Origin of the sequence: Ohtaekwangia sp. (assembly GCF_036568665.1) — a bacterium.
Lineage (GTDB): Bacteria > Bacteroidota > Bacteroidia > Cytophagales > Cyclobacteriaceae > Ohtaekwangia.
This window is the reverse complement of record NZ_DATCSD010000473.1, coordinates 1-24663: the sequence shown is the minus strand read 5'-3', so window position 1 is coordinate 24663 and position 24663 is coordinate 1. Positions and strand designations below refer to the sequence as shown.

Below are 24663 nucleotides of genomic sequence, written 5' to 3'. Positions count from 1 at the left end.
CGTGGTTTAACTACTCAAAAACAATGTTTAGTATCATTTCTGCGATCTTTTGGGTCGGCATCCTTGTAGTCGGGTATACTTATGTAGGATATGGCATAATTATTTACATTTTTTCTAAAATTAAATCCCGAACAAACGTTGTAGACATACCGCAGAATGAAGCATTACCTACTGTTACCCTCCTGGTTGCAGCCTATAATGAAGCCGATATAATCCGTGATAAGATCGCCAATACGCTCGCGCTTGACTACCCCAAAGAGAAGCTCGAACTTTTTTTTGTAACCGATGGCTCTACCGACCAAACTCCCGAAATCATAAAAGAATATCCGGCCATACAGCTCTTTCACTCCCATGAACGCAAGGGAAAAATCCATGCTGTGAACCGCGTGATGAAACTGGTAAAGACACCCATCGTGATCTTCTGCGATGCCAATACCGATCTGAACGGAGAGGCTATACGCAAAATAGTGCGACACTATGAGGATAAAACAGTGGGCGGTGTATCGGGCGAAAAACGAATCTTTAGTAAGGATAAAGATAACGCATCCGGCTCAGGCGAAGGACTTTACTGGAAGTATGAGTCGTTTCTGAAACGCAAGGATGCTGAAGTATATTCTATTGTCGGGGCTGCGGGAGAATTGTTCTCGGTTCGTACCGAACTCTATGAAGAGCCAGCGGAAGATATGATCATCGAAGATTTTTATCTCTCGTTGCGTATAGCAGCCAAAGGCTATCGCTTTGCGTACGAACCGGAAGCCTGTGCGCTGGAAACCGCGTCTGCATCGGTAAGTGAAGAGTGGAAACGCAAAGTGCGAATCTCGGCCGGAGGGTTTCAGGCCATGTCGCGACTCTCCTACCTGTTGAATCCTTTTCGCTACGGTATACTCACATTTCAATATATATCTCACCGGGTATTACGCTGGACGCTCGCTCCGCTTTTTCTGCCGCTGATCTTTCTAAGCAATCTTTGGCTGGCCCTGCAAGGGCTTCCCTTCTATCAACTCACGCTGGTGCTTCAGGCAGCTTTCTATGCGCTGGCCATTGCGGGGTATATATTGCGTGACAAGAAGATTGGCATCAAAGGATTTTTTGTACCGTACTACTTCGCGGTCATGAACGTGTCGGTATACTACGGACTGAACCGCTTTTTGCGCGGCAAGCAATCGGTTATGTGGGAAAAAGCCAGGCGCGCTACGGCATCTTAACGACTTAAACACAAGACATTCAGCAATAACTGGGCAATAGGATTTGACTAATTGCCGAACTGGTATAATTTTGCCACCCTTATAAACAGACACGACCATGGGGCGTATTTTTGAAAAACGGAAGCACAAGATGTTTGCTCGCTTTGACCGGATGGCCAAGGCTTTCACGCGTATCGGTAAAGACATTGCTATTGCTGTAAAACAGGCTGGCCCTATACCGGAGAACAATCCGAAACTTCGCCTGGCTATTCAAAATGCCAAAGGTGTAAACATGCCTAAAGACAAGGTCGAAGCGGCTATCAAACGTGCTTCATCCAAAGAAGAAAAAGATTTTCAGGAAGTTACTTACGAAGGATATGCACCCCACGGTGTACCGCTCATGGTAGAATGCGCTACCGATAACCCTACACGCACGGTGGCCAACGTTCGCCTGCACTTCTCTAAAAATGGTGGTGCTATGGGGAACTCCGGTTCGGTTGCGTTCATGTTCGAGCGTAAAGGCGTTTTCAAATTCGATCCTGCCAAGATCAATCTCGATGAGCTGGAGCTCGACCTGATCGATGCCGGTGCAGAAGACATTGAACGAAACGAAGACGAGGTAGTGATATATACCAAGTTTACTGAGTTCGGCCACATGCTGAAGTTTCTTGAATCCAAAAACATGGATGCCAAAAGCTCTGAGCTTCAATATATTCCTACCACCACAAAAGAATTAAGTGAAGAACAACAGGACGAAGTTCTGAAACTGGTGGAGGTACTGGAAAGCGATGACGATGTGCAGGCTGTATATCACAACCTGGCGTAACGCTACATTTCGCTACATCTTCAGTTTCTTAAATATACCTTCCGGGATATTCCGGATAATGAGCATGATCAACCGCCACACCGGCAGTACGTAGATCACGTCTTTCTTTTTCTTTGTTGCTTTCAGAATGGCTTTGCCGAGTTGAACCGGTTCTGCGGTAAGTGGCTTGGGTAACTTGAGTCCTTCCGTCATACGTGTTCGGATAAAACCAGGTTTTACTGTTACAACGTGTACATTACTGGCCGTTAACCGATTTCGCAGTCCGGAGAGGTATGCTGTAAAGCCTGCCTTGGCACTTCCATATATATAGTTACTCTGCCGGCCACGTTCGCCTGCTACAGAACTTATACCCACAATTACTCCGCTCTTTCGAGCTTCATAATCGTTGGCTACAGCATTGAGTATAGATACCGCCCCGGTATAATTGGAGTGAATGATCTTCTCTGCTTCTGCCCAGGTCTTCGCGGATGTCTGCTGATCGCCCAGTAAACCGAATACACAAAGTGTAATCTCCGGTTTAGGATCGAGAGAATTATAAAATGATTGATGTCCGGAAGATTGAAGCGCATCGAACTTCACGGCTTTCGCTTCGATGCGATGGCGGATGTGTAAATCACTGGCGGCTATTGTAAGCGACTCTATATCGCGCCCGGACAGGTAAAGATTATAACCGTTTGCAGCAAACTCGTGCGCACAGGCAATGGCTACATCGCTGCTGGCTCCCAGAATTAAAACGTATGACACAGTCTTGTATAGTTAGGGTCTTTATTAATGAAAACGATTTCATATACCCTGCTGCACATCCTGCAACAAGGCCGTTCAAACATACTAAATATCCTGCAATACTCGTGTTCATTTGACTTCACACTATAGCAATACTTGCTTAACACTCCGTTCCTATTTTCGCGCGAGGGGTCTTTGAGAATGCTAAAGAAATTTTATCTCCTGGCGGGAGCCGTTTTAGGTATCATCTATATCCGTGGCTTGTATATTCCTTTGATGGACAACGATGCAGCACACCACGCGAACATTGCGTTGCACATGTTTTTAACGGGCGACTTCACTTCGCTGGTGGATCAGGGACAGGATTACCTGGATAAACCACATTTACTTTTCTGGCTGGCGGCTATCAGTTATCACATCTTTGGGGTATCTGCTTTTGCCTATAAATTACCTTCTCTCCTCTTCAGTTTGCTCGGTATATATTCGACTTATCGGTTGGGTAAACTTTTATACTCGAAAGAAGCCGGGCGCCTGGCAGCATTTATACTGGCCACCTGTTTTTCTTTTGTGCTGGCCAACCACGATGTGCGCATGGATGCCATCCTTACCTCGGCTATCATTTTTGCTACCTGGCAACTGATTGCCTTTGCCGACACAATGCGCTGGAAGAATATTATACTCGGTAGTATAGGCCTGGCGTTGGGCTTTGCCACCAAAGGTATAATTGGCATTGCTGTGCCCGGTATAGCAGTAGCTGTACACCTGCTATACCAGCAAAACTGGCAGACGCTGTTTAACCCGCGATGGTTACTGCTGCCGGTGTTCCTGTTTATATTCATCAGCCCGGTGCTCTATTGTTACTACCAGCAGTTTGATCTTCATCCGGAGAAAGTAATTCGCGGGCAATCGAATTTATCGGGTATACGATTTATACTCTGGTCGCAAAACGTAGAGCGACTGGAAGGAGAAAAGTTTGGTTCTGTCGCGAAAGGAGATCCGTTCTTTTTCCTGCATACTTTTCTGTGGGCTTTTATACCGTGGAGCCTGCTTACACTGGCAGCGTATTGGAAGCGGCTCAAGAAATTCATTGAAAAAAAATTCCGCTATAATCCCGAGCGCGAAATAGTAACCTTTGGAACGGCAACACTGGTGTTTATCATCATCTCCATTTCCAACTTCAAGCTTCCGCATTACCTGAATATACTCTTGCCGCTGTTCGCTATACTTTTAGCGGGCTATCTGACAGGCCCGTTACGGAACAAACAACAAACCGATCTGTTCATTACGCAAATCATTACGGCATGTATACTGCTGGTATTTATGATCGTGCTTAACCTGTGGGTTTTCCCTGTACGCCAGTGGTGGGTTATTATACTCGCTATGATCCCGGCCATGCTATATTTCGGGTTTCAGCATGAAGCTACCCGCGTGCAGCGCATCATCATGCTCTCCATTGCCACGGCATTGATGTGCAATATATTTCTGAGCTTCAGCTTCTATCCGCAGATGTTATCCTACCAGGCTGGCGATGCACTGGCCGACTTTGTAGCAAAAGAACATATTGACACCCGCAGGATATATTATCTGCAAGAACACGAACGCAGCAACAGTTTTGAATTTTGCAGCGCTACCCTACTCCCTGAAATTCCTACCGCACAGGTGGCTGCTTTACATCAGCCTTGCTGGATCGTTACCGGAGAGCGCGGCCGCGAAGCGTTGATCAATAACAAAGTATCGTTCAAAGAAGCGAAGCAGGTATTTCATTATCGCGTATCACGACCCAAAGTAAATTTCCTCGACCCGCAAAGTCGTGTGGATCAACTGAGTCGTTTTTACCTGTTGTCTATTGAGCCTGGTAAGTAAAACGATTTTCGATCAACCGGTTATTATACTGCTGAATGATCGCTTTTATTTTCGTTTCCATCGCAGTCTGAATAGCCGGTAACTGATCTTTCAGGTTATTTTTCTGCAGTGTATCGGTTTTAAAATTATAGAGCGCAACGGTACGGCTACCGTCAAACTGCAACAGGTAATCGCCCTCGAAGAGCTGGTATACATCATCTTTATAGTTGAACACAAAAGGCTCTTTCTTCTCGCGGAATATATCACGACCAAAAGCTATATACGGAGTATCATAGTGTAAATATCCCAACACAGAAGGCATGATGTCGATCTGCTCAGCAAGCTCATTCGAGAAACCAGCGAGACTACCATCCGGAGTATAAAAAATTACCGGCACCGAATAATATCCCCATGCCGTGCGTGACTCCGGGAATTGAATTTCAGAAGAGGTATGATCCGCAGTAATCACAAAGATTGTATTCTTAAACCACGGCATAGCCGATGCCTTCTGAAAGAATTGCTTCAGGGCAAAATCGGTATACTGTATACAGCGATGGATAACCAGCGGGCCTCCTTTAAACTTCGCTTCATATTCCTGCGGCACCTTGAACGGGTGATGTGATGAAACCGAAAATATAGAGCTCATAAACGGCTGCTTAAATCCGTTCAACTGATCAGCATAGTAATTGAAAAACTTGTCATCCCAAATGCCCCATATCCCATCGGAGTCATCATCGTTGTTATACTCCGTCATGCCATAGTATTGATCTACACCGGCAAGATTCATAAAAGCCTGAAAGCCCATCGAACCATTGGGCGCTCCGTGAAAGAACGATGTAGTATATCCTTTTGTCTTCAACAGGGAAGCAAGGCTGTTGATCTTATTACCGGAATAAGGCGACAGAAAATACGGCACACCCAGTGAAGGTATACTGCTGATAACCGAAGGAAGTCCATCGATAGATTTGCGGCCGTTGGCAAATGAATATTGAAACGCAAGACTGTGTTGTGTAAGCGAATCGAGAAAAGGTGTATAGCCTTTGTAAGTACCATTCTCTTTTTCGTGATTGAACGTTCCGAAAAATTCCTTTGAGAAACTTTCCAGAATAATAACCACTACATTCTTCGCGCGGAAGTGCGCAGTGTCGTTGGGTATATGTACGGGTGTATACAACGTATCGGCTACTGCTTCCGGGAAGTACGCTACCTTCTGAATGTTGGTCTTGCCCAAGGTACGCATCAATGCAAAAGGCGTATTCAATACCAGGCTTACTTCTTTAGGGTCTTTTACATACTCACCGGCATTGCTTAGTGTAATAGGGCGCGTACTGTGCTGAAAGCCACCGCGCATGCCTCCAATCACCAGGTATACTATGGGCAGCATCATTACCAGACCGGAGCTATAGTATAGCAGCTTGTTCTTTAACATCGGCCCGTGTGGTTTAACAAGACTATATAACCACACCATCAAGGCTATTAATGCAAACCAGCACACAACAGCATACCAGTAATCCAGCAGAAAGCGAAGCCAGAGGCTACCCATATTGTTTTCATTCTCAAACTGTTTGAACACATCGGCCGTGGTGCGCCTGCCCGTAAACCGGAAGTATATAAAATCAGAAACATTCGCAGCCAGTGCTATACCATTGAAAATGAAAAATATCCATCGCACAATTCTTTCATATATGGCATGCGTGCGAAACGGCAACGGCACAATCATCAGTAGTATTACCAATGCGTTTGTATAAAGCACTGCGGTAAGATCGAAGCGAAGACCACCACCAAAAATGCGCAAGAAATCTTTTAGCTCCAGACCGGAGAAATATCCTGCATTGAAAATATAGAAGCCCAACCGGCACAAGGTATACAATGCCATGGCCAGTGAGAGCCTGAATGCCAGCACGATGTAAATGTTTCCGCGGAGCTTCAGACCTTGAAAGAGGTTATGCATATTGCTGTAACCGGTTAAATATTGGTGATGCGATTTAATACAATTTTAAAAGAATTATAACATCCAATGTCCTTAAATTAATCTTCCACATGGAGTGCAGGTTTTATTGCTTATTTTGCCGCCCTGTCTGTAGTTTTAAAACTTAGTGATCGAACTCTGAATGACGCGCCTCTTCTTTGCTATACTCTGGTTGTCGCCATTTCTTTTTTGCCACGCTCAGATGCGAACGGTTTCTCTCGGTATAGCCACAGGCGTAACAACCAATTTTACATTGGACGAAGGCATCGGCCAGGACCCTCGGTATAAGAACAAGTACGGTATCAAGTTTGCCCCTATATCGCTGAACTATAGTGTGGACTATGAAGGCTATGGTTTCATTTTCAATCCCGGTCTGGTAAATGTCGGGCAGAACTTTTATGTTGTAAATACATCCGGCGGACAACAGGGAACGCGGAAGATCAATCTTCACTATGCGAATATACCGGTGGCACTTAAACTTCACGTGATTGATATGGCCTTCTTCCGGTTGAGCTTTGTAGCCGGTGGAAGCTTTGCTTATTTATTACAGGGAAAAGAAACGGTAAGTCACGCGCAAACCAAGCTTGCTTTTCCAGCCAAAGTATATCCTATTCTCCCGTCCAGCTATACCGTTGTATACGATGGTGTGATAAGTCCTGCAGTATCCGATTATACCATGCTCTCGAAACAGGATTTCAAATCATACCAGGTATTTGCGTTGATGGGCTTTCGTTCCGACTGGCAGGCCGATGATCACTGGATGGTATCTTTTGACTTTCGTATGAACTACGGCATCTTCGATCCGCGCACAAACAGTTATCTTGATAAGGTAAATAACTATCAAACACTATACGATATACCCGGCAGAAGAAGAGATATGTTTTTGCAGATCAACATTGGTATATCCCGGTTCATGGAATTTGAGAAGAAAGAAAAACATACGGCCAATCACCGGCAAAAGGTAAGATCACCCAAGAAAAGTTCTTCTCCGAAATGGAGTAGTCCGCGAAAGCGCAAACCGAAAGGATAAGAAATTGCTTCTATCTTTGCCTGTACTGTCATGCTAAAGATCGACTCTCATACACATATTCTCCCCGAGAAACTTCCTGACTGGGCTCGTAAATTCGGCTATGGCGATTTCATTCACCTCGATCATCATCGTTCCGGTGCTGCCCGAATGATGCGTGGTAGCCAGTTCTTTCGCGAGATAAATGAGAATGCCTGGAACCCCGAGGTGCGCATACAAGAGTATCATCGCTATCGCACACAAGTGCAGGTGGCGTGTACCATCCCCGTTATGTTTTCGTATTGGGCCAAGCCATTGGATTGCCTGGATATATCGCAGTACCTCAACGATCATATAGCGTCACTAATTTATCGCTACCCAAAAAACTATTTGGGGCTGGCAACCATCCCCATGCAAGACACCGACTTGGCTATACAAGAGCTTGAGCGATGCAGGGAGATTGGTTTACAGGGCATTCAGATCGGATCGAACATCAACGACCTGAACCTGCACGAAGAACGTTTCTTTCCCATCTTTGAAGCGTGTGCATCACTGGAGATGGCGGTGTTGATCCATCCGTGGAATATGATGGGAGAAAAAAGCATGCAGCGATATTGGTTGCCCTGGCTGGTAGGAATGCCTGCAGAAACTGCACGTGCCGTGGCGTCTCTTATTTTTGGCGGAATATTTGAAAGACTGCCTGCACTAAGAGTTAATTTTGCTCATGCCGGTGGATCATTTCTGCCAACAATCGGAAGACTTCAGCATGGATTTGAATGCCGGCCCGATCTGGTAGCGATCGATAACCCGGTAGCCCCTAAAAATTACCTGGGGCGTTTTTGGGTTGACAGTGTAACGCATGATCCGTTGCTGCTGGAATATGTACTGAAGCTGCAGGGATCAATGCGGGTAACGTTAGGATCGGACTATCCTTTTCCTCTCGGAGACCTGGAGATCGGTTCGTTTATAGATACCATGAACCTGGATACAAAACAAAAAGAAGATATATTTCACAACGCTGCGCTCGCGTGGCTTAATCTACAAAAGGAACGATTCGAATAATGAGAATACAAGTGAACAGCATACGCGCCACTACGCGTATTTTCCTGGTGACTATGTGCCTGATTACTGCGGGGCATGCGCTCATGGCCCAGGACCGGGAGAAAGCAGAAGAATTTGCACGACAGATGGAACAGGCCCGTAAAGCTGCGCTGATGCGTGAACTGGATTCAGGAGTATACTATATGGATAACGGTGAGTATAAAAAAGCCGATGCCATCTTTCGCCACGTACTGGCTACTGTAAAAAGCGTTCCCTCCGATCTCACCTATTACTTCGGCAAGAACTCGTTTTACCTCGGCATGTATAAACAGAGTATAGATTGGCTGAATAAGTATATACAACTGAAAGGTACAAACGGTCAATACTCACTCGATGCCATTCAATGGAAAAAGCAAGCCGAACAGGAATTTCTGAAAGAGAAAGAAACTCAGGCAGACAAAGCACAACAAGTTCTTTCACTGGATTATGATATCGACTGCGGCCCTTCGGGTAAAGTGGTGTGCCCGGCATGCAAGGGCGATCATGTGATCATTCGCAGAGGTGCCTTTGGTGACGAGTATAAAACCTGCCCTTATTGCAACGAGCAAGGTATACTTACCTGCCAGGAATACAATCAGCTGATCCGTGGCAAGCTGCAGCCCAAAAATCCGTAATGGATTCTGTAGGGGCTTCTTTCAAGATACATTTTTACCGTTGCCCGCGAAGCATTACCTTTGCCGCGAGATTAACCTGCAATTAATCCAATGGCATTATATAACCGCGTTGAAGGCCGTCTTCTCAAGGAGAAGATGCGCTCGACCCCCGAGAAAAGGGTCACCATCTCTTTCTATCGATATCATCACATTCTCCAACCCCAGGATTTCCGCGATCAGCTTTACAGGCAACTTGACACGATCGGTGTGTTGGGAAGAATATATATAGCAACAGAAGGTGTGAACGCGCAGATAAGCGTGCCTGAAAATAACCTCGAACTCTTCAAGACAACGTTATATAGTATAGATTGGCTCCATGGCGTGCGCCTCAATATTGCCGTGGAAGATGACGGCAAATCATTTTTCAAATTGAAAATTCTGGTGCGCAAGAAAATTGTTGCCGATGGATTGGACGACAGCACATTTGATGTTACCAACTCGGGAACACACGTGGATGCAAACACATTCAATAAACTGGCCGATGATCCTAACACAGTGATCATCGATATGCGCAACCACTACGAAAGTGAAGTGGGGCATTTCAAAGGCGCTATATGTCCGGATGTAGATACATTTCGCGAAGAACTTCAGGTGGCGGAAGACCTGATGCGCGATCAGAAAGATAAAAACCTGTTGATGTACTGCACCGGTGGTATACGCTGTGAGAAAGCCAGTGCGTGGATGAAACACATCGGTTTCAAAAATGTATTTCAGCTGAATGGCGGAATCATCAAGTACGCACAGGAGGTAAAAGAACAAGGCATCGAGAATAAATTCATCGGTAAGAACTTTGTGTTTGATGAACGCCTCGGAGAACGCATCACCGAAGATATTATAGCCGTGTGCCATCAATGCGGCAAGCCTTGTGACGATCACACCAATTGCAAGAACGATGGCTGTCATTTACTTTTCATTCAGTGTAAAGAGTGCGCAGAGAAGTATAACAACTGCTGCTCCGATGAATGCAAAACCATAATGACGCTTCCGGAAGATGAACAACGCGAATTACGCAAAGGCATCAACAAGGGACGACAGGTTTTCAAGAAGAGCCGCTCGGAAAAGATACAATTCAGGAAAACCGAATAACAAAGGCTACAGGCTACTGGCTGCCAGCCACTGGAATGCAACTCAGGCACCAGTGGCTTGCAGCCAGTAGCCTTTTAATTATCTTGCATAGCTGTAATTAATGCAAGAAGTATCATGACCATTCGCATCGGTATCATCAATGTATCAGACAGGGCAAGCCAGGGAATTTATGAAGATATACCAGGCAAAGCGATTGTCGAAACACTGAATGAATACCTGAAGAGTCCGTGGGAGAAAGAGTACGCGGTAATTCCTGATGAGCAACATCTTATAGAAAAAACGATGATTGATATGGCCGACAATCGTAAATGTTGTCTGATCATTACATCGGGTGGCACAGGTCCTGCGAAGCGCGATGTTACGCCAGAGGCCACAGAAGCTGTGTGTGAAAAAATGATGCCCGGCTTCGGGGAGTTAATGCGAGCAAAAAGTCTTACATACGTACCCACCGCTATTCTTTCGCGCCAGACAGCCGGCATCAGAAACCAAACCTTAATTGTAAATTTGCCTGGGAAGCCTAAAGCCATCCGGCAATGTCTGGATGCCGTCTTTCCAGCGATACCCTATTGCATTGATCTGTTGGATGGACCGTTTATCGAATGTAATGACGATGTAGTCAAGGCTTTTCGACCTAAAAGTACTTAATTTACAGATTTACTCTGACTTACTATGGCTAGGATCAAGTATTACTACGACACTGAAACCTGTAAATACGAGCGGGTAAAGACAAAAACCAGCGATGTTGTAATGAATGCTCTCGGCATTCTGTCGCTTACCGTGGCCATGGCCGTGGGGTTGCTTATCCTGTATACCAACTATTTCGAGTCGCCCAAGGAGCTGATCCTGAAGAACGAAGTAAAGGAGCTGGAATTCTATTACGACAAGCTCAGCCAGGATGTAAAAAATCTCAACGAGATACTGGGCGATGTAGAACATCGTGATGACAATATTTACCGTGTAGTGCTCGGTGCTGAACCTATCGATAAGGCTATACGCAATGCCGGTGCCGGTGGTGCCGATCGTTACGAAGACATCCGCGAGAAGAACATCGACCATGAAGATATGGTGGTGGGCCTCAATGAAAAAGTAGATCTCCTTCGCAGAAAACTATATATCGAATCCAAGTCGCAGGATGAAGTAGTAAAGCTGGCGGAGAAAAAAGAGAAACTATATGCGGCTATTCCTGCTATTCAACCTGTGTCGAACAAACAACTTGTAGCGCTTGCTTCCGGATTCGGATGGCGTACCCACCCGATCTATAAAGTAAAGAAGATGCACACCGGTATAGACTTCGCTGCTTCGATCGGCACACCGATCTACGCTACGGCCGATGGAACCGTTGCTGAGGTAAGCGTGAAGTTTAGTGGCTATGGAAAGATGGTGGAAGTAGATCACGGCTTTGGCTACAGAACACGTTATGCGCACATGCACGAGTTTGCTGTACACTCCGGTCAGAATGTAAAACGCGGTGACTTAATTGGTTATGTAGGTAACACTGGTCTTTCTACCGCTCCTCACCTGCACTATGAAGTGTTGATCAACGGAAGCCAGGTAGACCCTGTTCACTACTTCTACAACGATCTTACTTCAGCTGAATACGAAAAAGTACTCGAGCTCGCTTCTATCGAAAACCAATCGCTGGGAATGTAACGGCTTCGGCATACGCCAACAAAATATAAGCTGTAACAATAGACTTTACACAGACCCTGAAGAAATGCTCTTCAGGGTCTGTCTTTTTTAAGTAACTTGGCTGAAAATCTACTCAGCCATGCCCAGGCAAACCTGTCGATCTGCTATACTCTGTGTATTCGTCATGCTATATTTATACAGCCCTGCGTTCGCGCAAGGCTGCAGCGATGCCGGCTTCTGTACTATGGGAGCCATGAAGCCCGATCAGCCTTTCAACAAAAAGATAGAATTACGCCTGCGCTCGATGGAGATCAGTTTCTATCGCGCATCTACTACCCTCACACCTATAGTATATGTAGCTACGGCCGATCTCAATTTCAGTCTCAATCAGAAAACATCTTTCCAGGTAAAGCTGCCCTACCAGGCGGTGTCCGGAAGATTAGGCAATACTTCCGGTATGGGAGATATATCTTTATGCTTTACGCGAAATATACTCAAGCACGAGAAGTTTGATGTAAATCTATCCGTAGGCGGAAAGATACCCACCAATCACTCCGACAAACGATCAGACGAGAATGATCCGTTACCGATGTACTATCAGACAAGTTTAGGATCGTATGATTTTATTACCGGTATATCGTTGATCAGCAAGAAGTGGTTGTTCGCTACCGGCATACAGCATCCGTTCAATAAAAATGGAAATGAATTTGTGGGCGACTGGAATGATGAAGACCGATTAGCCTACGTACATAAATATCCGCTGGCGAAAGATCTTCGCAGAGGCACCGATGTAATGGTGCGTATAGAACGTAACTTTCGTTTTTCACGTCTTAACTTCAGCGCAGGTTTACTGCCTATCTATAGAATCAATCACGATGAGATCACTTTGAAAGATGGCTCCCGTGTAAAACCGGATGGCACTACCGGGCTCGCCATGTCGGCCATTGCCACAGCAGGATATAGCTTTAATGTACGCAGCGGTATAAAATTACTGGCCGGCCGAAAGATTACACAACGCGATTACAATCCTGACGGACTTACCCGTCACTTCGTAACCACCATCAGTTACTATTACCGCTTTTAGAAAATCATGAGAAGCTCTCTCCTATCTATTATTCTTCTGTGTTTTACTGTAGTGGTGAAGACAACTGCGCAGCATTTGCCGGAAATCGACCAGTACATATTGAATGCAGAATATACCAAGGCGCTGACGCTGATCGACCAGCAACTTACTAAAACAGCTGATACCCGGTCCGTTGTATTGCTGCAAAATAAAAAAGCAGAAACCCTTATCCGGCAAGGGCAATTTGATAGTGCCGAGAAATTACTGCATACTATTTCAGGCGGTATAACCAATGCTGCATTTCTGCAAGCCGTAACACAATCCAACTACGGGTTGCTATACCTGAACCAGGGACGAAATGATCTTGCCGAAGAAGCCCTCAAAAAATCGCTGCAGCTTTTTGAAGACGATGGCAAATCAGAAACGCTGGAAGCGGCACAGGCATTGGCGTATTTAGGAAATCTATATAGTGCCACCGGTAAATATACCCAGGCCGAAGAGCAATTGGATCGCGTGCTTGCCCTGCGACAAAAACAATTAAAAGAAAACCACGAACTAATAGCGGCATCGTATAACGACCTGGGCCTCGCATTTACGGCAACCGACCCGGATAAAGCATTGGAGTTTTACGAAAAGGCACTGACTATCTATCAGAACCTTCACGGAAAGGAACACCCGAAGATTGCTATTGCTAATACCAACATCGGGTTTGTATACCGCAAACTCGAACTATATGGCGATGCTGTCAATAACTTTGAATCGGCACTGAAAATATGGGAGAAAGTATATCCGTCAGCACACCCGTCTAAAGCATTTGCTCTGTTCAGTCTGGGAGAAACCTATCTGAAAATTGGCGACCAAAAAGCAGCGGCCGGATTTTATGAGCGTGCCCTGGTAATGTACCAGCAGAGCTATGGCAAGAAACATCCGGAGATAGCACGCGTGCTGAATGCGATCGCCAGCATAGATATAGCCTCCCGGCAATACGATAAAGGACTCGATCACTATCAACAGGCACTGCAAGCCAACGTAAGTGATTTTGACAACAGTGATGTGCGCACAACGCCCAGGCTACGCAACTTTTATGATGGCAACGTATTGCTATACTCCTTGCTCGGAAAAGCGCAGGCGTTTGAATCGAAGTATTATGGCAAGACATTAAAGTTTCAAAACCTGACCAGTGCACTGCATATACTTCAGTCGTGCGATACGTTGATCGACAAACTCCGCCAGCAAATTACCAATGAGAATGACAAGATCATGCTCGGTGTAATTGCCAGCGAAGTATATGCCGATGGTGTACGCATAGCGCAGGAGACCGGAACGGTAGCACTCGTGAAGAAGCCGTATTTTGAAATGGCTTTTTCCTTTGCTGAGAAAAGTAAATCGGCTGTGTTGCTGGAAGCGATCTCTGATGCCAATGCCAAATCGTTTGCCGGTATACCATCCGAGCTGTTGGATGAAGAAAAGAATTTGAAAACAGCTATAGCCTTGTGCGCTCAAAAGCTGGCACAAAAACCAACTGCTGATGAAGAGAAGTACTTACGCGAAACATCGTTTAGTCTTAATCGCAGTTACGAAGCTTTTACCAAACGCCTCGAGAACCAGTTTCCGGAATATTTCAATCTAAAATTCAATGCGAGCTCGCCATCTATACAACAGTTGCAAAGTAAACTCGATAGCAAGACTGCCCTGCTGAGTTACTTTATTGATGAAAAGAATAACCACCTCTATATATTCCAGATTACAAAAGATAAGTTTAGCATACTGGATCATGTACTGCCCAAAGAGTTCAGTCGCTATATAACCGGGATGCGCAATGGTATATTCTTTAACGAAATGAAAGCGTATACCACGGCCGCCACTCAACTGTCGGATATACTTCTACCCAAACATTTGCCATCCGCTATACAAGACTTATTAATCCTCCCGACCGGCAGACTCAGCATTATACCGTTTGAGGCGCTCTTTACCAAAAGTATATCTCCGGAAGATACCTATAAAACACTTCCGTATCTGATGAATCGCTATGCTATACGCTACGAATTTTCCGCGGGGTTGATCTTGCAGAAACCTGCCAGCTCGCTCACCAGCGCACCGTCTATACTATTATGTGCACCGGTAACTTTCCCGGAGAAAGATGCTTTGAACGAATTGCCGGGAACAGAATCGGAAGTAACCGCTATAGCCCAACTTTTCAGTGCTAAAAATCTGAACAGCGGCTTGTTCATCAAACAAAATGCGGATGAGAAATTGATCAAGTCGGATAAGGTGAAGGAGTATAAATATGTACACTTGGCTACACACGGTGTTGTAGATGAAAGTAATCCGGCCCTGTCGCGGATATTCTTGCAGTCAGATATAGGCTCTGAAGATGGGAATCTGTTCGCAGGAGAAATATATAACCTCAACCTCAATGCCGATTTAGTGACGCTCTCTGCGTGCCAGACCGGGCTCGGTAAAATATCAAAAGGTGAAGGTGTTGTTGGTTTATCACGCGCACTGGTATATGCGGGCGCCCGGAATATTATCGTTTCATTCTGGAGTGTTGCTGACGAATCTACATCGGAACTGATGAAAGATTTCTATCGAAAGATGCTGGAAGATAAAGCAGTAAATTTCAGTACGAGTCTGCGCAAAGCCAAACAGGACCTGATTACACAGGAAGAATATGCCGCTCCGTATTATTGGGCTCCGTTTATATTGATCGGATTTTAAATTTTGGCTGCCGGCTTCAAGCTACTGGAAGTTGGAGTGTGAGGATTGGGTTCCCCTCAATCCGATAGTCGGTAATCAGGAGCAAAAATAAATACGCAAACAGTATATATACCTTTGTGTAACTTCGTGCCTCCTTTATGCAATTGGATTTTTCTAACGGATTCTCATTGTACGCAGAAGTCCGTCTTCTATTTCGAAGATGTGCTGTATATCGCGGATGGATACGATCGCCCCGGTCATGTCGCGGATGATCTGGTGCGCATCGGCCACTACACGTCCTTCTTCATCTACTTCTACATCAATCAGTTTAACGTGCGGGTCGATATAGCTCCATTGGCGCGACCAGCAATCGCGTATACCTTCGTGTCCTTTTACAAGTCCTCCTTCCATGGTATTTGCCCAATCGGCATCCGGATGGATCACCTCCAACGCTGCGTCTATATTACGGGCGTTGAAAGAAGTATATACATAGTGCAAAAGCTCTCGAACATCAATTCTTTGCTCAATAACCATACTTCAGGATTTAAACTTAACCTGAAGTTGCAAACGCAGTCGCTGCCCGACAACAAAATTGCCATGAACTGCCTGTCGGCTATATTAATCTCCCTATATAGCCGACAGATGCGGGAAAAACTCCGGATGTTTACTCGTACCTGAGCGACTTTGCCGGATTTACTCTTGCTGCTTTTATGGTATGAATGCTTACCGTGAGTAAAGCAATGCTTATAACGAGGAGGCTAGGCAACGCGAAGATCCACCACTCCAGTGTAATGCGATTCGCAAAATCCTGCAGCCAGCCATTCATCGCCCACCACGCTACAGGGGTTGCTATAACAATGGCTATACCCAGCAAAACAATATAGTCTTTACCCACCAGCGTTAATATACTGGGTATCGATGCACCCAATACTTTTCGTACTCCAATCTCTTTGGTGCGTTGAATTGCCATGAGAGATGATAGTCCGAATAATCCCAGGCAGGCTATAAATATAGCGAGCGCAGAAAATATGCCGAACACTTTACCGAACTGCTGGTCGGCCTGATACTGTTGATTATAGTGATCGTCCAGAAAGAAATGAATGAACGGATTGCCCGGAAAAAGCTGTTTCCAGTCTGCTTCAAAACCTGCTAATGACTCATGTACTTTCGCCGTGTTGAATTTGATAGAGTAATAACCGCCCGGTGCTTTATCATACCGGAAGATCAACGGATCATAAGCTTTCTTCAGCGACTCCTGATGATAGTTCTTCAATACTCCTACGATCTTGAATGTATCGCCCCAGAAAAATATCTGGTCGTTGATGGCATCTTCCAGTTTTGCAAATCCTAACTGACGACTGGCCGATTCATTGATAAGCACATTCTTTTCTTCATGGGCAGTCTCCCCGGAGAAAGGTCTTCCCGCCAATACTTTCGCACCAAACAGTTTTATATAGTCATGATCCATCATGATCACACGATATTGTTTTGCTTCATCATCGCGCTGACTGATTCTTCGTATGCCACCCGCATTCCAATCCGGTGCTGCTCCCGGCACAGCGGTAGAAGCAGTCATGCCAATAACTTCAGCATGTTGCTCTATACTATTCTTGAATACCTGAAACTTTTGCTGATAGGTAGAGTCAACTACATTGGGAGAATGCAGCACGAGTGTTTGATTTATATCTATACCCAATGCCTGCTGTTGCATGTGTCGTATCTGGCGATATACCGTGAACGTTCCTACAATAAGTGTGATGGAAGCTATAAATTGGGTTACCACCATTCCCTTTCTGAAGAATACACCGCGATTGGTATTCTTGAATCTTCCTTTCAATACTTCTACCGGCCTGTAGCCTGATAGTACAAAAGCCGGATATATACCGGAGAACAATGCACCACCAACAATTAATATACCCATCCAAACCCAGAACATGGTTTGCTTGAATAAGAGATAATCAAGCTCACGCCCGGTAATCTCACTGAATGAAGGTGTAAGCAATACCACAAATGCAATGGCAATCAATACAGCAAGTCCATTTAACAGCAGCGATTCAAAGAGAAATTGTTGTATAAGCTGAGAACGGAAACCTCCCATTACTTTACGCACGCCTACTTCACGGGCCCGCTCTATAGATTTAGCTGTTGACAGATTTATATAGTTGATCCATGCAATGACGAGAATAAGTACTGCTACAATCGAAAGGAAATAGGTTGACTGCCTGTTTCCATTGGGTTTGAACTCTCCTATAAAATCAGAATCAAGGTGTATAGCATTTACCGGCTGCAGATGGAAGGTCATTCCAGCATTATACTTCTTCAACTCCTCACCTGCCTGTTTCTGTACAAAGGCCGGAAGTTTACTTTCGAATGCTTTTGCATCGGCACCATCATTCAGTAATATATAGGTAAAGAAACCATCCCATTGCCAGGAGGTGATCGGATCGTTCCATAGTTTATTCAAACTGGAAAACGACATGAGCATATCGATCTTCATGTGTGAATTAAACGGCAGGTCCTCAAATACACCGGTTACCTCATAATCCGTGTTACCGTTGTTCCGAATAAATTTACCTACCGGGTTTTCGTTACCAAAGTATTTCTTCGCTGCCGACTGCGACAATACGATCTTGAACGGATCTTTTAACACGGTTGAATCTATACCTTCCAATAACCTGATAGAGAATACATGGAAGAAATCTTCGGAAGCACAATACGAGGCATCTTCTTTAAAGAATACATCGCCATAGGCAAACACGGAGTTACGTTTGATGAGACGGGTATAGTATTTCACCTCTGGAAAATTCGCTTTCAGATCAGGACCTATACCGGCACATCCGGAAGCCCATCGGGTTGAGAGCTCTCCCCGATCATAACGGTCCAGCTGCATGCGGAAGATGCGGTCTTTCTTATTCAGGAAAGTATCATAGCTAAACTCATGCATCACATATTGTGTGATGAGCATACAGGCTGTCATGCCTATGGCGAGGCCGAGAATGTTAATGGTCGTAAAGACCTTATTGCGCGAAATATAGCGCCATACAGAGGTTAAATAATTCCTGATCATACTGCTAGGTTTTTACACAATACCGGGTTTATGGAATATGGTTACAGAAGTATATATATTATCTGTGCTACTCATAACGCAACGATCGCACCGGGTTCGTGGTTGCTGCACGCAAAGCCTGATAGCTTACGGTAAACAAGGCTATGAAAATAGTAATGATCGTAGCCGCTATAAATATCCACACACCAATGGAAATGTGGAAGGCAAATGTACGAAGCCATCGTTCCATCAACAGCCACACGACCGGCACCGCTATAACATTGGCCACCAACACGAGCTTCAGAAAATCTTTGGAGAGCAGGAAGAATATATTTGGCACAGACGATCCCAGCACTTTGCGTATACCAATCTCTTTGGTGCGTTGTGCTGCGGTAAAGGAAGCCAGACCGAATAACCCGAGTGATGCCACAAAGATGGCCAGACCGGCAAAGAATCCGAATACTTTACCGAATTGCTGATCCTGCTTATACTGTCGGTTGAAAAAAGTATCGAGGAAGAAATAATCAAACGGGTTGCCCGGAAATATACTGTTATATTTCTCTTTGGCATACGCCAGCGTTTGCCCTATATCTCCGCCTTCAACCTTCATACAGAAGTACGCCTGCGGACTGCGCACCAGGTGAAATGCTGTTTGACGAAAATCCTGCTTGAGGCCCTCCTGGTGGTAATTCTCTACCACACCCACCACGGTAAGTGTATCGCCACCAATATTTACCAACCCGCCTATAGCATCGTCCGGATTTTTGAACCCCAATATTTCTATCGCTTTCCTGTTCAGTATAACATTGCTGCTATCAGCCGTATATTCCTGGGAATAGAGTCGGCCTGAAAGAAGTTTATTCCCGAACGTTGAAAAGAAATCATAGTCACCCCCCATGCGATACATAATAGTACCAGCCTGTTCCTGGTCGAGCCCTACACGCTTGGCACCGTTAGTCCAGTATATCAGGTTGCCGGGAACTTCGGTTACTCCGGCCATTTTTTTGATGGACGGATGACGAAGTATTTCGTTCTTGAAGGAAGTATACTGTGAAGGATACTGATTGTCGTTCTCCACCACACCGGGCGCATTAATCACCAATACCTGGTCTATATCTATACCCAGCGCACGATTGTGCATAAAGCGAAGCTGCTGGTATACAATCAACGTTCCGGCAATTAATACCACCGATGCTGTAAATTGAAATATTACCAATGCCTTGCGCATAAAGATACCATCGCGCGAGCCCGCCATAGAGCCTTTCAATACACGGGCAGGCTGATAGGATGACAATACAAATGCCGGATATATACCCGACAACAGTGAACCTCCTATAAATAAACCACCTACCGTATACCAGAAGTATATATCGGTAAATATACTATTGCTGAGTTCTTTGCCGGAAAGCAGGTTGAAGAACGGTATAGCAACGCAAAGCAACACCATGGCCAGCACAAGTCCGGCAAGGTTTAGTATCACGGCTTCGGCAACGAACTGCCCCATTAGCTGGAATTTACCTGCCCCTATCGATTTACGAACGCCTACTTCGCGGGCACGTTCTATAGCCCGTGCTGTTGCCAGGTTTATATAGTTTACCCAGGCAATTACCAGTATAAAAAGCGCGATGATGAGCAGGAAATATACTGAGCGGCCATTGCCATTCGGCTTGGCTTCCTGAATAAGATCGGAGTATAAATGTATAGCCGGCAAATGCTGCAATGAAAACTTCATGCGATCGCCATCACCTTCGCGGCCATACTTTTTAATAAAGGCAGGAAGTTTAGCTTCCAGTGTTTTCGGATCAGTGCCCGGCTTCAGTTGTATATAATTATAGAAATCATACCAGCCCCAGGCATTCTCCCAGTCATCTTTGGTCATGCTCGGATATAGTTTGGGATAGGTTGAATAAGAAAACAGAAAACTGAATGAAAGATGGGAGTTTACAGGTGAATGCAATACACCGGTAATTTCATATTCTTCGTTATTACCAAAGCGTATGCGCTTGCCTATAGGATTTTCATTGCCAAAATATTTCCGGGCGGTTGCCTCTTCTACTACAGCTGTATTCGGTTCTTTCAAAGCAGTGGCTCTGTCGCCCGCCACCAATGGATATGAGAACATTTCGAAGAAACTCTGATCTGCGTTGAAGATGTTATCTTCTTTTATACTGATGTCGTTATACCGGATTACGCCACCGCCATAACGCAGATATAGTCTGCAGTAATTTTCAACCTCCGGATATTCTGCTTTCAGGGAAGGCCCCACTTTATTGAATGCCGTAGCACTCTGAAACATCAGCGACTTATCGCGATAGGCATCATACTGTACCCGGTATATATCTTTACCCTTCTCATGAAAAGCATCATAACTCAATTCGTCTTTTACATATTGGAAGATGAGGAGACTGGCTGCAAGTCCGATGGAGAGTCCTAACACGTTAAGAAAGGAGAAACCTTTCCGTCTGGCAATGTTTCTAAACGTAGTGAGCAGATAGTTTTTGAGCATAGGTATCCGGATTTGAATAGCATGTACAATCCGGATGCCATAGGGGTAAATGTCTGTTTACTATAGATAAAGGAATAAATCGGTGCGGTATATCTGTTTATAACCGTACGAAACCGTCCGTCAGCGGACGATTATAGATGGCGACTGCTTTCGAGTTTACGATTGATGATGCGGATGATCTCATCGAGTTCGTGCGCAGCATCCTGCAGACGATCGAGTATCTCTTCGCGATCATCCACCAGCTCCCGTATGCGGGCCAGCTCAACCAACCCGAGTATTCTGGCCAATGGTCCGCGTACCTCGTGTGCAGTAAAGAAAGCATACTCGATCAGTTTTTGATTTTGTCGCGCAATCTCTTCTGTACGTTCCTGTACTTTCATCTCGAGATTTTCATTCATCTTGTTGATTTCTACATTGAGTTTGATCAGCGCTTCTTTTGCCAGGTGATTGGTTTTGTTCAGTCCGTAGAACTTGAAGCCTAACAGTATAGAAAGCACCAGAATGATCGATACACCTCCTATAGCTATATATTGTCGTCTTACAATTTTGTGTTGAAACTCAAGTTCCTGTTCTTTCTTTTCAAAATCATATAGCATCTGGATGCTGGCTATCTGCTCGCGTCTTTCATTCTCGAATATAATTCTCTCCAATGCTGACACCTGTCGGGTAAAGTATAGTGCTGAGTCAAGATGCCCCATGCGCTCGAAATATATACTCAGCGACTTCAGTGCTTCCATCTCCTGGCTACGTGTATTTTTTTGTCTGGCAAGCGCTATGGTTGTGTGTAAAAAATAATACGCTGAATCGTATTGCTGCGAGTTCAGAAACAACTGTCCCAGTTTATTATTGGCTGTTACAATCTGCATGTGATCGTTGGTGAGGCGCGCATAGCGTACGGCATCCTTAAAGTATCTCGCAGCGGATGTATAGTTCTCCTGGTCGGCATATAATTCACCTAATGCCAGGTAAGCGTAACTCACACCCCAATTATACTTCATGGTTTGGCAACGATCCAACGCTAACTGGCCGAGGTATTGAGCCTTGGCATAATCCTTGGCATTTCTATAGTACTCTGATAACGCTATCAATGAATTAACAACGCCTACACTATCGCCAATTTCGCGTTTTAACTTTAATGATTTTAAGGAAAAGTCACGCGCCTTATCAAACTGATTTTGCTTGCTGAACAGTAATGAAAGATTATTCAATACTTTCGATTGCCCGGAAAGATCGTTTAGCTCTTCGTATAGCTTGAGCGACTGATAATCGTATTCAACAGCTACACCATACTCATTTTTTACAAAATGAATAATGCCGAGTATCTTGAGTGACTCTGCCAGTCCTTTCTTATAGGATATAGCGCGCGACTTGGCGATAGCATCCTGAACTACTTTGTCGGCATCGTTAACCGATATCAACAAATACTGAAATGCGAGTTCATTCAGCAGATCAATGCGTTGCCTTTCGTCTTCTATATCGGGAAGAACTTTTAAAAGCGAATCAATCTTTTGATGTTGAGCAAATACAAATGCTGTATTTACGCAGGTCAGGATTAGAACAATCGAGAAAAATCGTTTCATTATAACACATACCAACAAACAGGGCGCTAATATAAGTTAAAATAGTTCTTTTGCTATCCGATAGATCGGATCAGATTTTCCCATGCTATAAAAATGCAATGTTGGAACACCTTTCTTAATGAGCTCTCGCGATTGCTGAATGCACCATGCAATACCAATTTCCTTCAGTGCAGCATTGTCTTTGCATTTCTCCGCTTCATCTGCAAGCTCTTCAGGAATATCAATATGGAATGTTTTAGGAAGTACCGTAAGCTGAGCTTTACCGGTTAACGGCTTTATACCCGGAATGATCGGTACATGTATATCGGCTTCGCGGCAGCGATCAACAAATTCAAAGTACTTCTCATTGTTAAAGAACATCTGAGTTACAATGTATTGCGCGCCCATATCTACTTTAAGCTTCAGATATTTTAAGTCTGTTTTCAGGTTGGGTGCGTTGAAATGTTTTTCAGGATAGCCGGCTACCCCTATACAAAAGTTTGTAGGAGCCGGTGTTGTAAGTTCTTCGTCAAGATATACCCCCATGTTCATGTTGACCACTTGCTTGAGAAGATCAGAAGCATAGCGATGTCCGTCAGGCTCGGGCACAAATTTGGATTCACTTTTTATAGCATCGCCCTGCAGCAGCAATACATTGTCCACTCCGAGAAAGTGCAAGTCTATCAGTGCATTTTCTGTTTCTTCTTTGCTGAAGCCACCACAGATAATGTGCGGCACGGTATCAACTTTATAGTGGTTCTGTATAGCGGCACATATACCTACGGTACCCGGACGTTTACGGGTTGTACTTTTTTCAAGAAGTCCTCCCTCCTTTTTGCGATATACATATTCTTCACGATGATAGGTAACATCAATAAACGGAGGCTTAAATTCCATTAAGGGATCTATATTACTAAAGAGATTTTTAATGTTCTCCCCCTTCAACGGAGGAAGTATCTCTAAAGAGAACAATGTTTTACCGTTGGCATTTTTCAGGTGGTCGACTACTTTCATTTTTACGTGTTGATGTGTTGACGTATTAAGGTGTTAGTGTTATGTTTAATCTTCTGACTTTCTTAAATATCGAATCAATCCTAAAGTAAGATTTTTTGTTTCATCTGCTTTTATTCTTAGTAACTCTATATTATCAGTAGTTAAGTAGTTCAAATCAGAAAGAAGGTATAGCATACTTTGTACTTCCAATACCGAGCTTTGCGCAGTATCCAGAAAGCGAACAAAATCTTTTCTGCTAAATCTCCCGAACCCTTCTGCTATATTATTCATTGAAGAAAGCGCTGCCTTCCTCAACTGACTTCTCGTATCAAAATCCTTCGACAACTTCCCCGTCTCCGACAACAAGTATACTTCCTTTACCAATTCACGGGCAGCCTTCCAACATTTCAAATCTTCAAACCTCTCAATCTTACTCATAACGTTTATTGAATTAATCATACAACTTCTATATACTAAATATATACCTAAACTTCAATACATCAACACCTCAACACATGAACACACTAAATATCGTAGCTCAAATTCGGGGCGAGCCATTTTTCTATTTCGGCGATGGACATGGATTTGCGTTGGGCGTAGTCTTCTACCTGGTCTTTTTCAATTTTGCCGAGGCCGAAGTATTTTGATTCGGGATTTGAAAAATAGAATCCGCTTACGGCTGCGCCCGGATACATGGCGTATGATTCCGTGAGTTGTATACCGATCTCGCCTGCATCGAGTAATTCAAAAAGTAATTTCTTTTCGGTATGATCCGGACAA

The 24663-nt window shown here is 44.6% G+C and carries 20 protein-coding genes; 11 read left to right on the top strand and 9 right to left on the bottom strand.

The features are described from left to right. Nucleotides 1-23: 23 nt before the first annotated feature. Both VIN08_RS27655 and VIN08_RS27650 read left to right on the top strand, forming a co-directional pair. Entirely contained in the window at nucleotides 24-1205 is a 1182-nt protein-coding gene (locus VIN08_RS27655; protein WP_331972825.1) for a glycosyltransferase family 2 protein, read from the top strand. A gap of 97 nt (nucleotides 1206-1302) precedes the next feature. Next, on the top strand, nucleotides 1303-2010 hold the full coding sequence (locus tag VIN08_RS27650; RefSeq protein WP_331972823.1) for a YebC/PmpR family DNA-binding transcriptional regulator: 708 nt from the start codon (nucleotides 1303-1305) through the stop codon (nucleotides 2008-2010). 12 nt (nucleotides 2011-2022) lie between these two features. Here the strand turns inward: VIN08_RS27650 and VIN08_RS27645 are convergent, their stop codons facing one another. Further along, a complete protein-coding gene (locus tag VIN08_RS27645; RefSeq protein WP_331972821.1) occupies nucleotides 2023-2754 on the bottom strand; it encodes an SDR family oxidoreductase in 732 nt (243 codons plus the stop codon). Nucleotides 2755-2934: 180 nt separating this feature from the next. Here VIN08_RS27645 and VIN08_RS27640 point away from each other — a divergent pair, with 180 nt between their 5' ends. After that, nucleotides 2935-4596 carry an ArnT family glycosyltransferase gene (locus VIN08_RS27640; RefSeq protein WP_331972819.1) on the top strand — a complete coding sequence of 554 codons (1662 nt, stop codon included), beginning with the start codon at nucleotides 2935-2937 and terminating at the stop codon, nucleotides 4594-4596. On the opposite strand, the gene VIN08_RS27635 is transcribed toward VIN08_RS27640, so the two are convergent. Next, complete coding sequence (locus VIN08_RS27635) at nucleotides 4577-6526, bottom strand: LTA synthase family protein (RefSeq protein ID WP_331972817.1); 1950 nt, start codon at nucleotides 6524-6526, stop codon at nucleotides 4577-4579. The genes VIN08_RS27640 and VIN08_RS27635 overlap by 20 nt on opposite strands. A 160-nt stretch (nucleotides 6527-6686) precedes the next feature. On the opposite strand from VIN08_RS27635, the gene VIN08_RS27630 reads away from it, so the two are divergent. The 8 genes from VIN08_RS27630 to VIN08_RS27595 all read left to right on the top strand — a co-directional run bounded on the left by VIN08_RS27630 (nucleotide 6687) and on the right by VIN08_RS27595 (nucleotide 15800). Further along, nucleotides 6687-7574 carry an outer membrane beta-barrel protein gene (locus VIN08_RS27630; protein ID WP_331972815.1) on the top strand — a complete coding sequence of 296 codons (888 nt, stop codon included), beginning with the start codon at nucleotides 6687-6689 and terminating at the stop codon, nucleotides 7572-7574. Nucleotides 7575-7604: 30 nt separating this feature from the next. After that, on the top strand, nucleotides 7605-8612 hold the full coding sequence (locus tag VIN08_RS27625; protein WP_331972813.1) for an amidohydrolase family protein: 1008 nt from the start codon (nucleotides 7605-7607) through the stop codon (nucleotides 8610-8612). Beyond that, nucleotides 8612-9265 carry a hypothetical protein gene (locus VIN08_RS27620; protein ID WP_331972811.1) on the top strand — a complete coding sequence of 218 codons (654 nt, stop codon included), beginning with the start codon at nucleotides 8612-8614 and terminating at the stop codon, nucleotides 9263-9265. Before VIN08_RS27625 ends, VIN08_RS27620 begins: the two co-directional genes overlap by 1 nt. A 90-nt stretch (nucleotides 9266-9355) precedes the next feature. Further along, nucleotides 9356-10390, top strand: coding sequence for a rhodanese-related sulfurtransferase (locus VIN08_RS27615; RefSeq protein WP_331972809.1), 1035 nt, complete (start codon nucleotides 9356-9358; stop codon nucleotides 10388-10390). Between the two features lie 114 nt (nucleotides 10391-10504). Next, a complete protein-coding gene (gene mog / locus VIN08_RS27610) occupies nucleotides 10505-11035 on the top strand; it encodes a molybdopterin adenylyltransferase (RefSeq protein ID WP_331972807.1) in 531 nt (176 codons plus the stop codon). Between the two features lie 24 nt (nucleotides 11036-11059). Next, nucleotides 11060-12040 carry a M23 family metallopeptidase gene (locus VIN08_RS27605; RefSeq protein ID WP_331972805.1) on the top strand — a complete coding sequence of 327 codons (981 nt, stop codon included), beginning with the start codon at nucleotides 11060-11062 and terminating at the stop codon, nucleotides 12038-12040. Nucleotides 12041-12158: 118 nt separating this feature from the next. Next, complete coding sequence (locus tag VIN08_RS27600) at nucleotides 12159-13103, top strand: hypothetical protein (protein WP_331972803.1); 945 nt, start codon at nucleotides 12159-12161, stop codon at nucleotides 13101-13103. A 6-nt stretch (nucleotides 13104-13109) separates the two neighbouring features. Further along, a complete protein-coding gene (locus tag VIN08_RS27595) occupies nucleotides 13110-15800 on the top strand; it encodes a CHAT domain-containing tetratricopeptide repeat protein (RefSeq protein WP_331972801.1) in 2691 nt (896 codons plus the stop codon). Nucleotides 15801-15953: 153 nt separating this feature from the next. On the opposite strand, the gene VIN08_RS27590 is transcribed toward VIN08_RS27595, so the two are convergent. The 7 genes from VIN08_RS27590 to VIN08_RS27560 form a co-directional block, all read right to left on the bottom strand. Next, complete coding sequence (locus VIN08_RS27590; protein WP_331972799.1) at nucleotides 15954-16313, bottom strand: nuclear transport factor 2 family protein; 360 nt, start codon at nucleotides 16311-16313, stop codon at nucleotides 15954-15956. Between the two features lie 130 nt (nucleotides 16314-16443). Then, nucleotides 16444-18846: an ABC transporter permease gene (locus VIN08_RS27585; protein WP_331972797.1), complete on the bottom strand. Its 2403-nt coding sequence runs from the start codon at nucleotides 18844-18846 to the stop codon at nucleotides 16444-16446. 67 nt (nucleotides 18847-18913) lie between these two features. Continuing rightward, entirely contained in the window at nucleotides 18914-21331 is a 2418-nt protein-coding gene (locus VIN08_RS27580; protein ID WP_331972795.1) for an ABC transporter permease, read from the bottom strand. 131 nt (nucleotides 21332-21462) lie between these two features. After that, nucleotides 21463-22911, bottom strand: a complete 1449-nt coding sequence (locus VIN08_RS27575; RefSeq protein ID WP_331972793.1) for a tetratricopeptide repeat protein — start codon at nucleotides 22909-22911, stop codon at nucleotides 21463-21465. Between the two features lie 36 nt (nucleotides 22912-22947). After that, complete coding sequence (gene metF / locus VIN08_RS27570) at nucleotides 22948-23904, bottom strand: methylenetetrahydrofolate reductase [NAD(P)H] (RefSeq protein ID WP_331972791.1); 957 nt, start codon at nucleotides 23902-23904, stop codon at nucleotides 22948-22950. A gap of 45 nt (nucleotides 23905-23949) precedes the next feature. Continuing rightward, nucleotides 23950-24321, bottom strand: a complete 372-nt coding sequence (locus VIN08_RS27565) for a four helix bundle protein (protein WP_331972789.1) — start codon at nucleotides 24319-24321, stop codon at nucleotides 23950-23952. An 86-nt stretch (nucleotides 24322-24407) separates the two neighbouring features. Further along, nucleotides 24408-24663 (bottom strand): vitamin B12 dependent-methionine synthase activation domain-containing protein (locus VIN08_RS27560; RefSeq protein WP_331972787.1); only part of this gene is annotated, 256 nt, incomplete at its 5' end.

Coding starts and splice junctions, on each gene's coding strand:
- VIN08_RS27655 (WP_331972825.1), top strand. CDS start 24: ATGTTTAGTATCATTTCTGCGATCTTTTGGGTCGGCATCCTTGTAGTC.
- VIN08_RS27650 (WP_331972823.1), top strand. CDS start 1,303: ATGGGGCGTATTTTTGAAAAACGGAAGCACAAGATGTTTGCTCGCTTT.
- VIN08_RS27640 (WP_331972819.1), top strand. CDS start 2,935: ATGCTAAAGAAATTTTATCTCCTGGCGGGAGCCGTTTTAGGTATCATC.
- VIN08_RS27635 (WP_331972817.1), bottom strand. CDS start 6,526: ATGCATAACCTCTTTCAAGGTCTGAAGCTCCGCGGAAACATTTACATC.
- VIN08_RS27630 (WP_331972815.1), top strand. CDS start 6,687: ATGACGCGCCTCTTCTTTGCTATACTCTGGTTGTCGCCATTTCTTTTT.
- VIN08_RS27625 (WP_331972813.1), top strand. CDS start 7,605: ATGCTAAAGATCGACTCTCATACACATATTCTCCCCGAGAAACTTCCT.
- VIN08_RS27620 (WP_331972811.1), top strand. CDS start 8,612: ATGAGAATACAAGTGAACAGCATACGCGCCACTACGCGTATTTTCCTG.
- VIN08_RS27615 (WP_331972809.1), top strand. CDS start 9,356: ATGGCATTATATAACCGCGTTGAAGGCCGTCTTCTCAAGGAGAAGATG.
- mog (WP_331972807.1), top strand. CDS start 10,505: ATGACCATTCGCATCGGTATCATCAATGTATCAGACAGGGCAAGCCAG.
- VIN08_RS27605 (WP_331972805.1), top strand. CDS start 11,060: ATGGCTAGGATCAAGTATTACTACGACACTGAAACCTGTAAATACGAG.
- VIN08_RS27600 (WP_331972803.1), top strand. CDS start 12,159: ATGCCCAGGCAAACCTGTCGATCTGCTATACTCTGTGTATTCGTCATG.
- VIN08_RS27595 (WP_331972801.1), top strand. CDS start 13,110: ATGAGAAGCTCTCTCCTATCTATTATTCTTCTGTGTTTTACTGTAGTG.
- VIN08_RS27590 (WP_331972799.1), bottom strand. CDS start 16,313: ATGGTTATTGAGCAAAGAATTGATGTTCGAGAGCTTTTGCACTATGTA.
- VIN08_RS27585 (WP_331972797.1), bottom strand. CDS start 18,846: ATGATCAGGAATTATTTAACCTCTGTATGGCGCTATATTTCGCGCAAT.
- VIN08_RS27580 (WP_331972795.1), bottom strand. CDS start 21,331: ATGCTCAAAAACTATCTGCTCACTACGTTTAGAAACATTGCCAGACGG.
- VIN08_RS27575 (WP_331972793.1), bottom strand. CDS start 22,911: ATGAAACGATTTTTCTCGATTGTTCTAATCCTGACCTGCGTAAATACA.
- metF (WP_331972791.1), bottom strand. CDS start 23,904: ATGAAAGTAGTCGACCACCTGAAAAATGCCAACGGTAAAACATTGTTC.
- VIN08_RS27565 (WP_331972789.1), bottom strand. CDS start 24,321: ATGAGTAAGATTGAGAGGTTTGAAGATTTGAAATGTTGGAAGGCTGCC.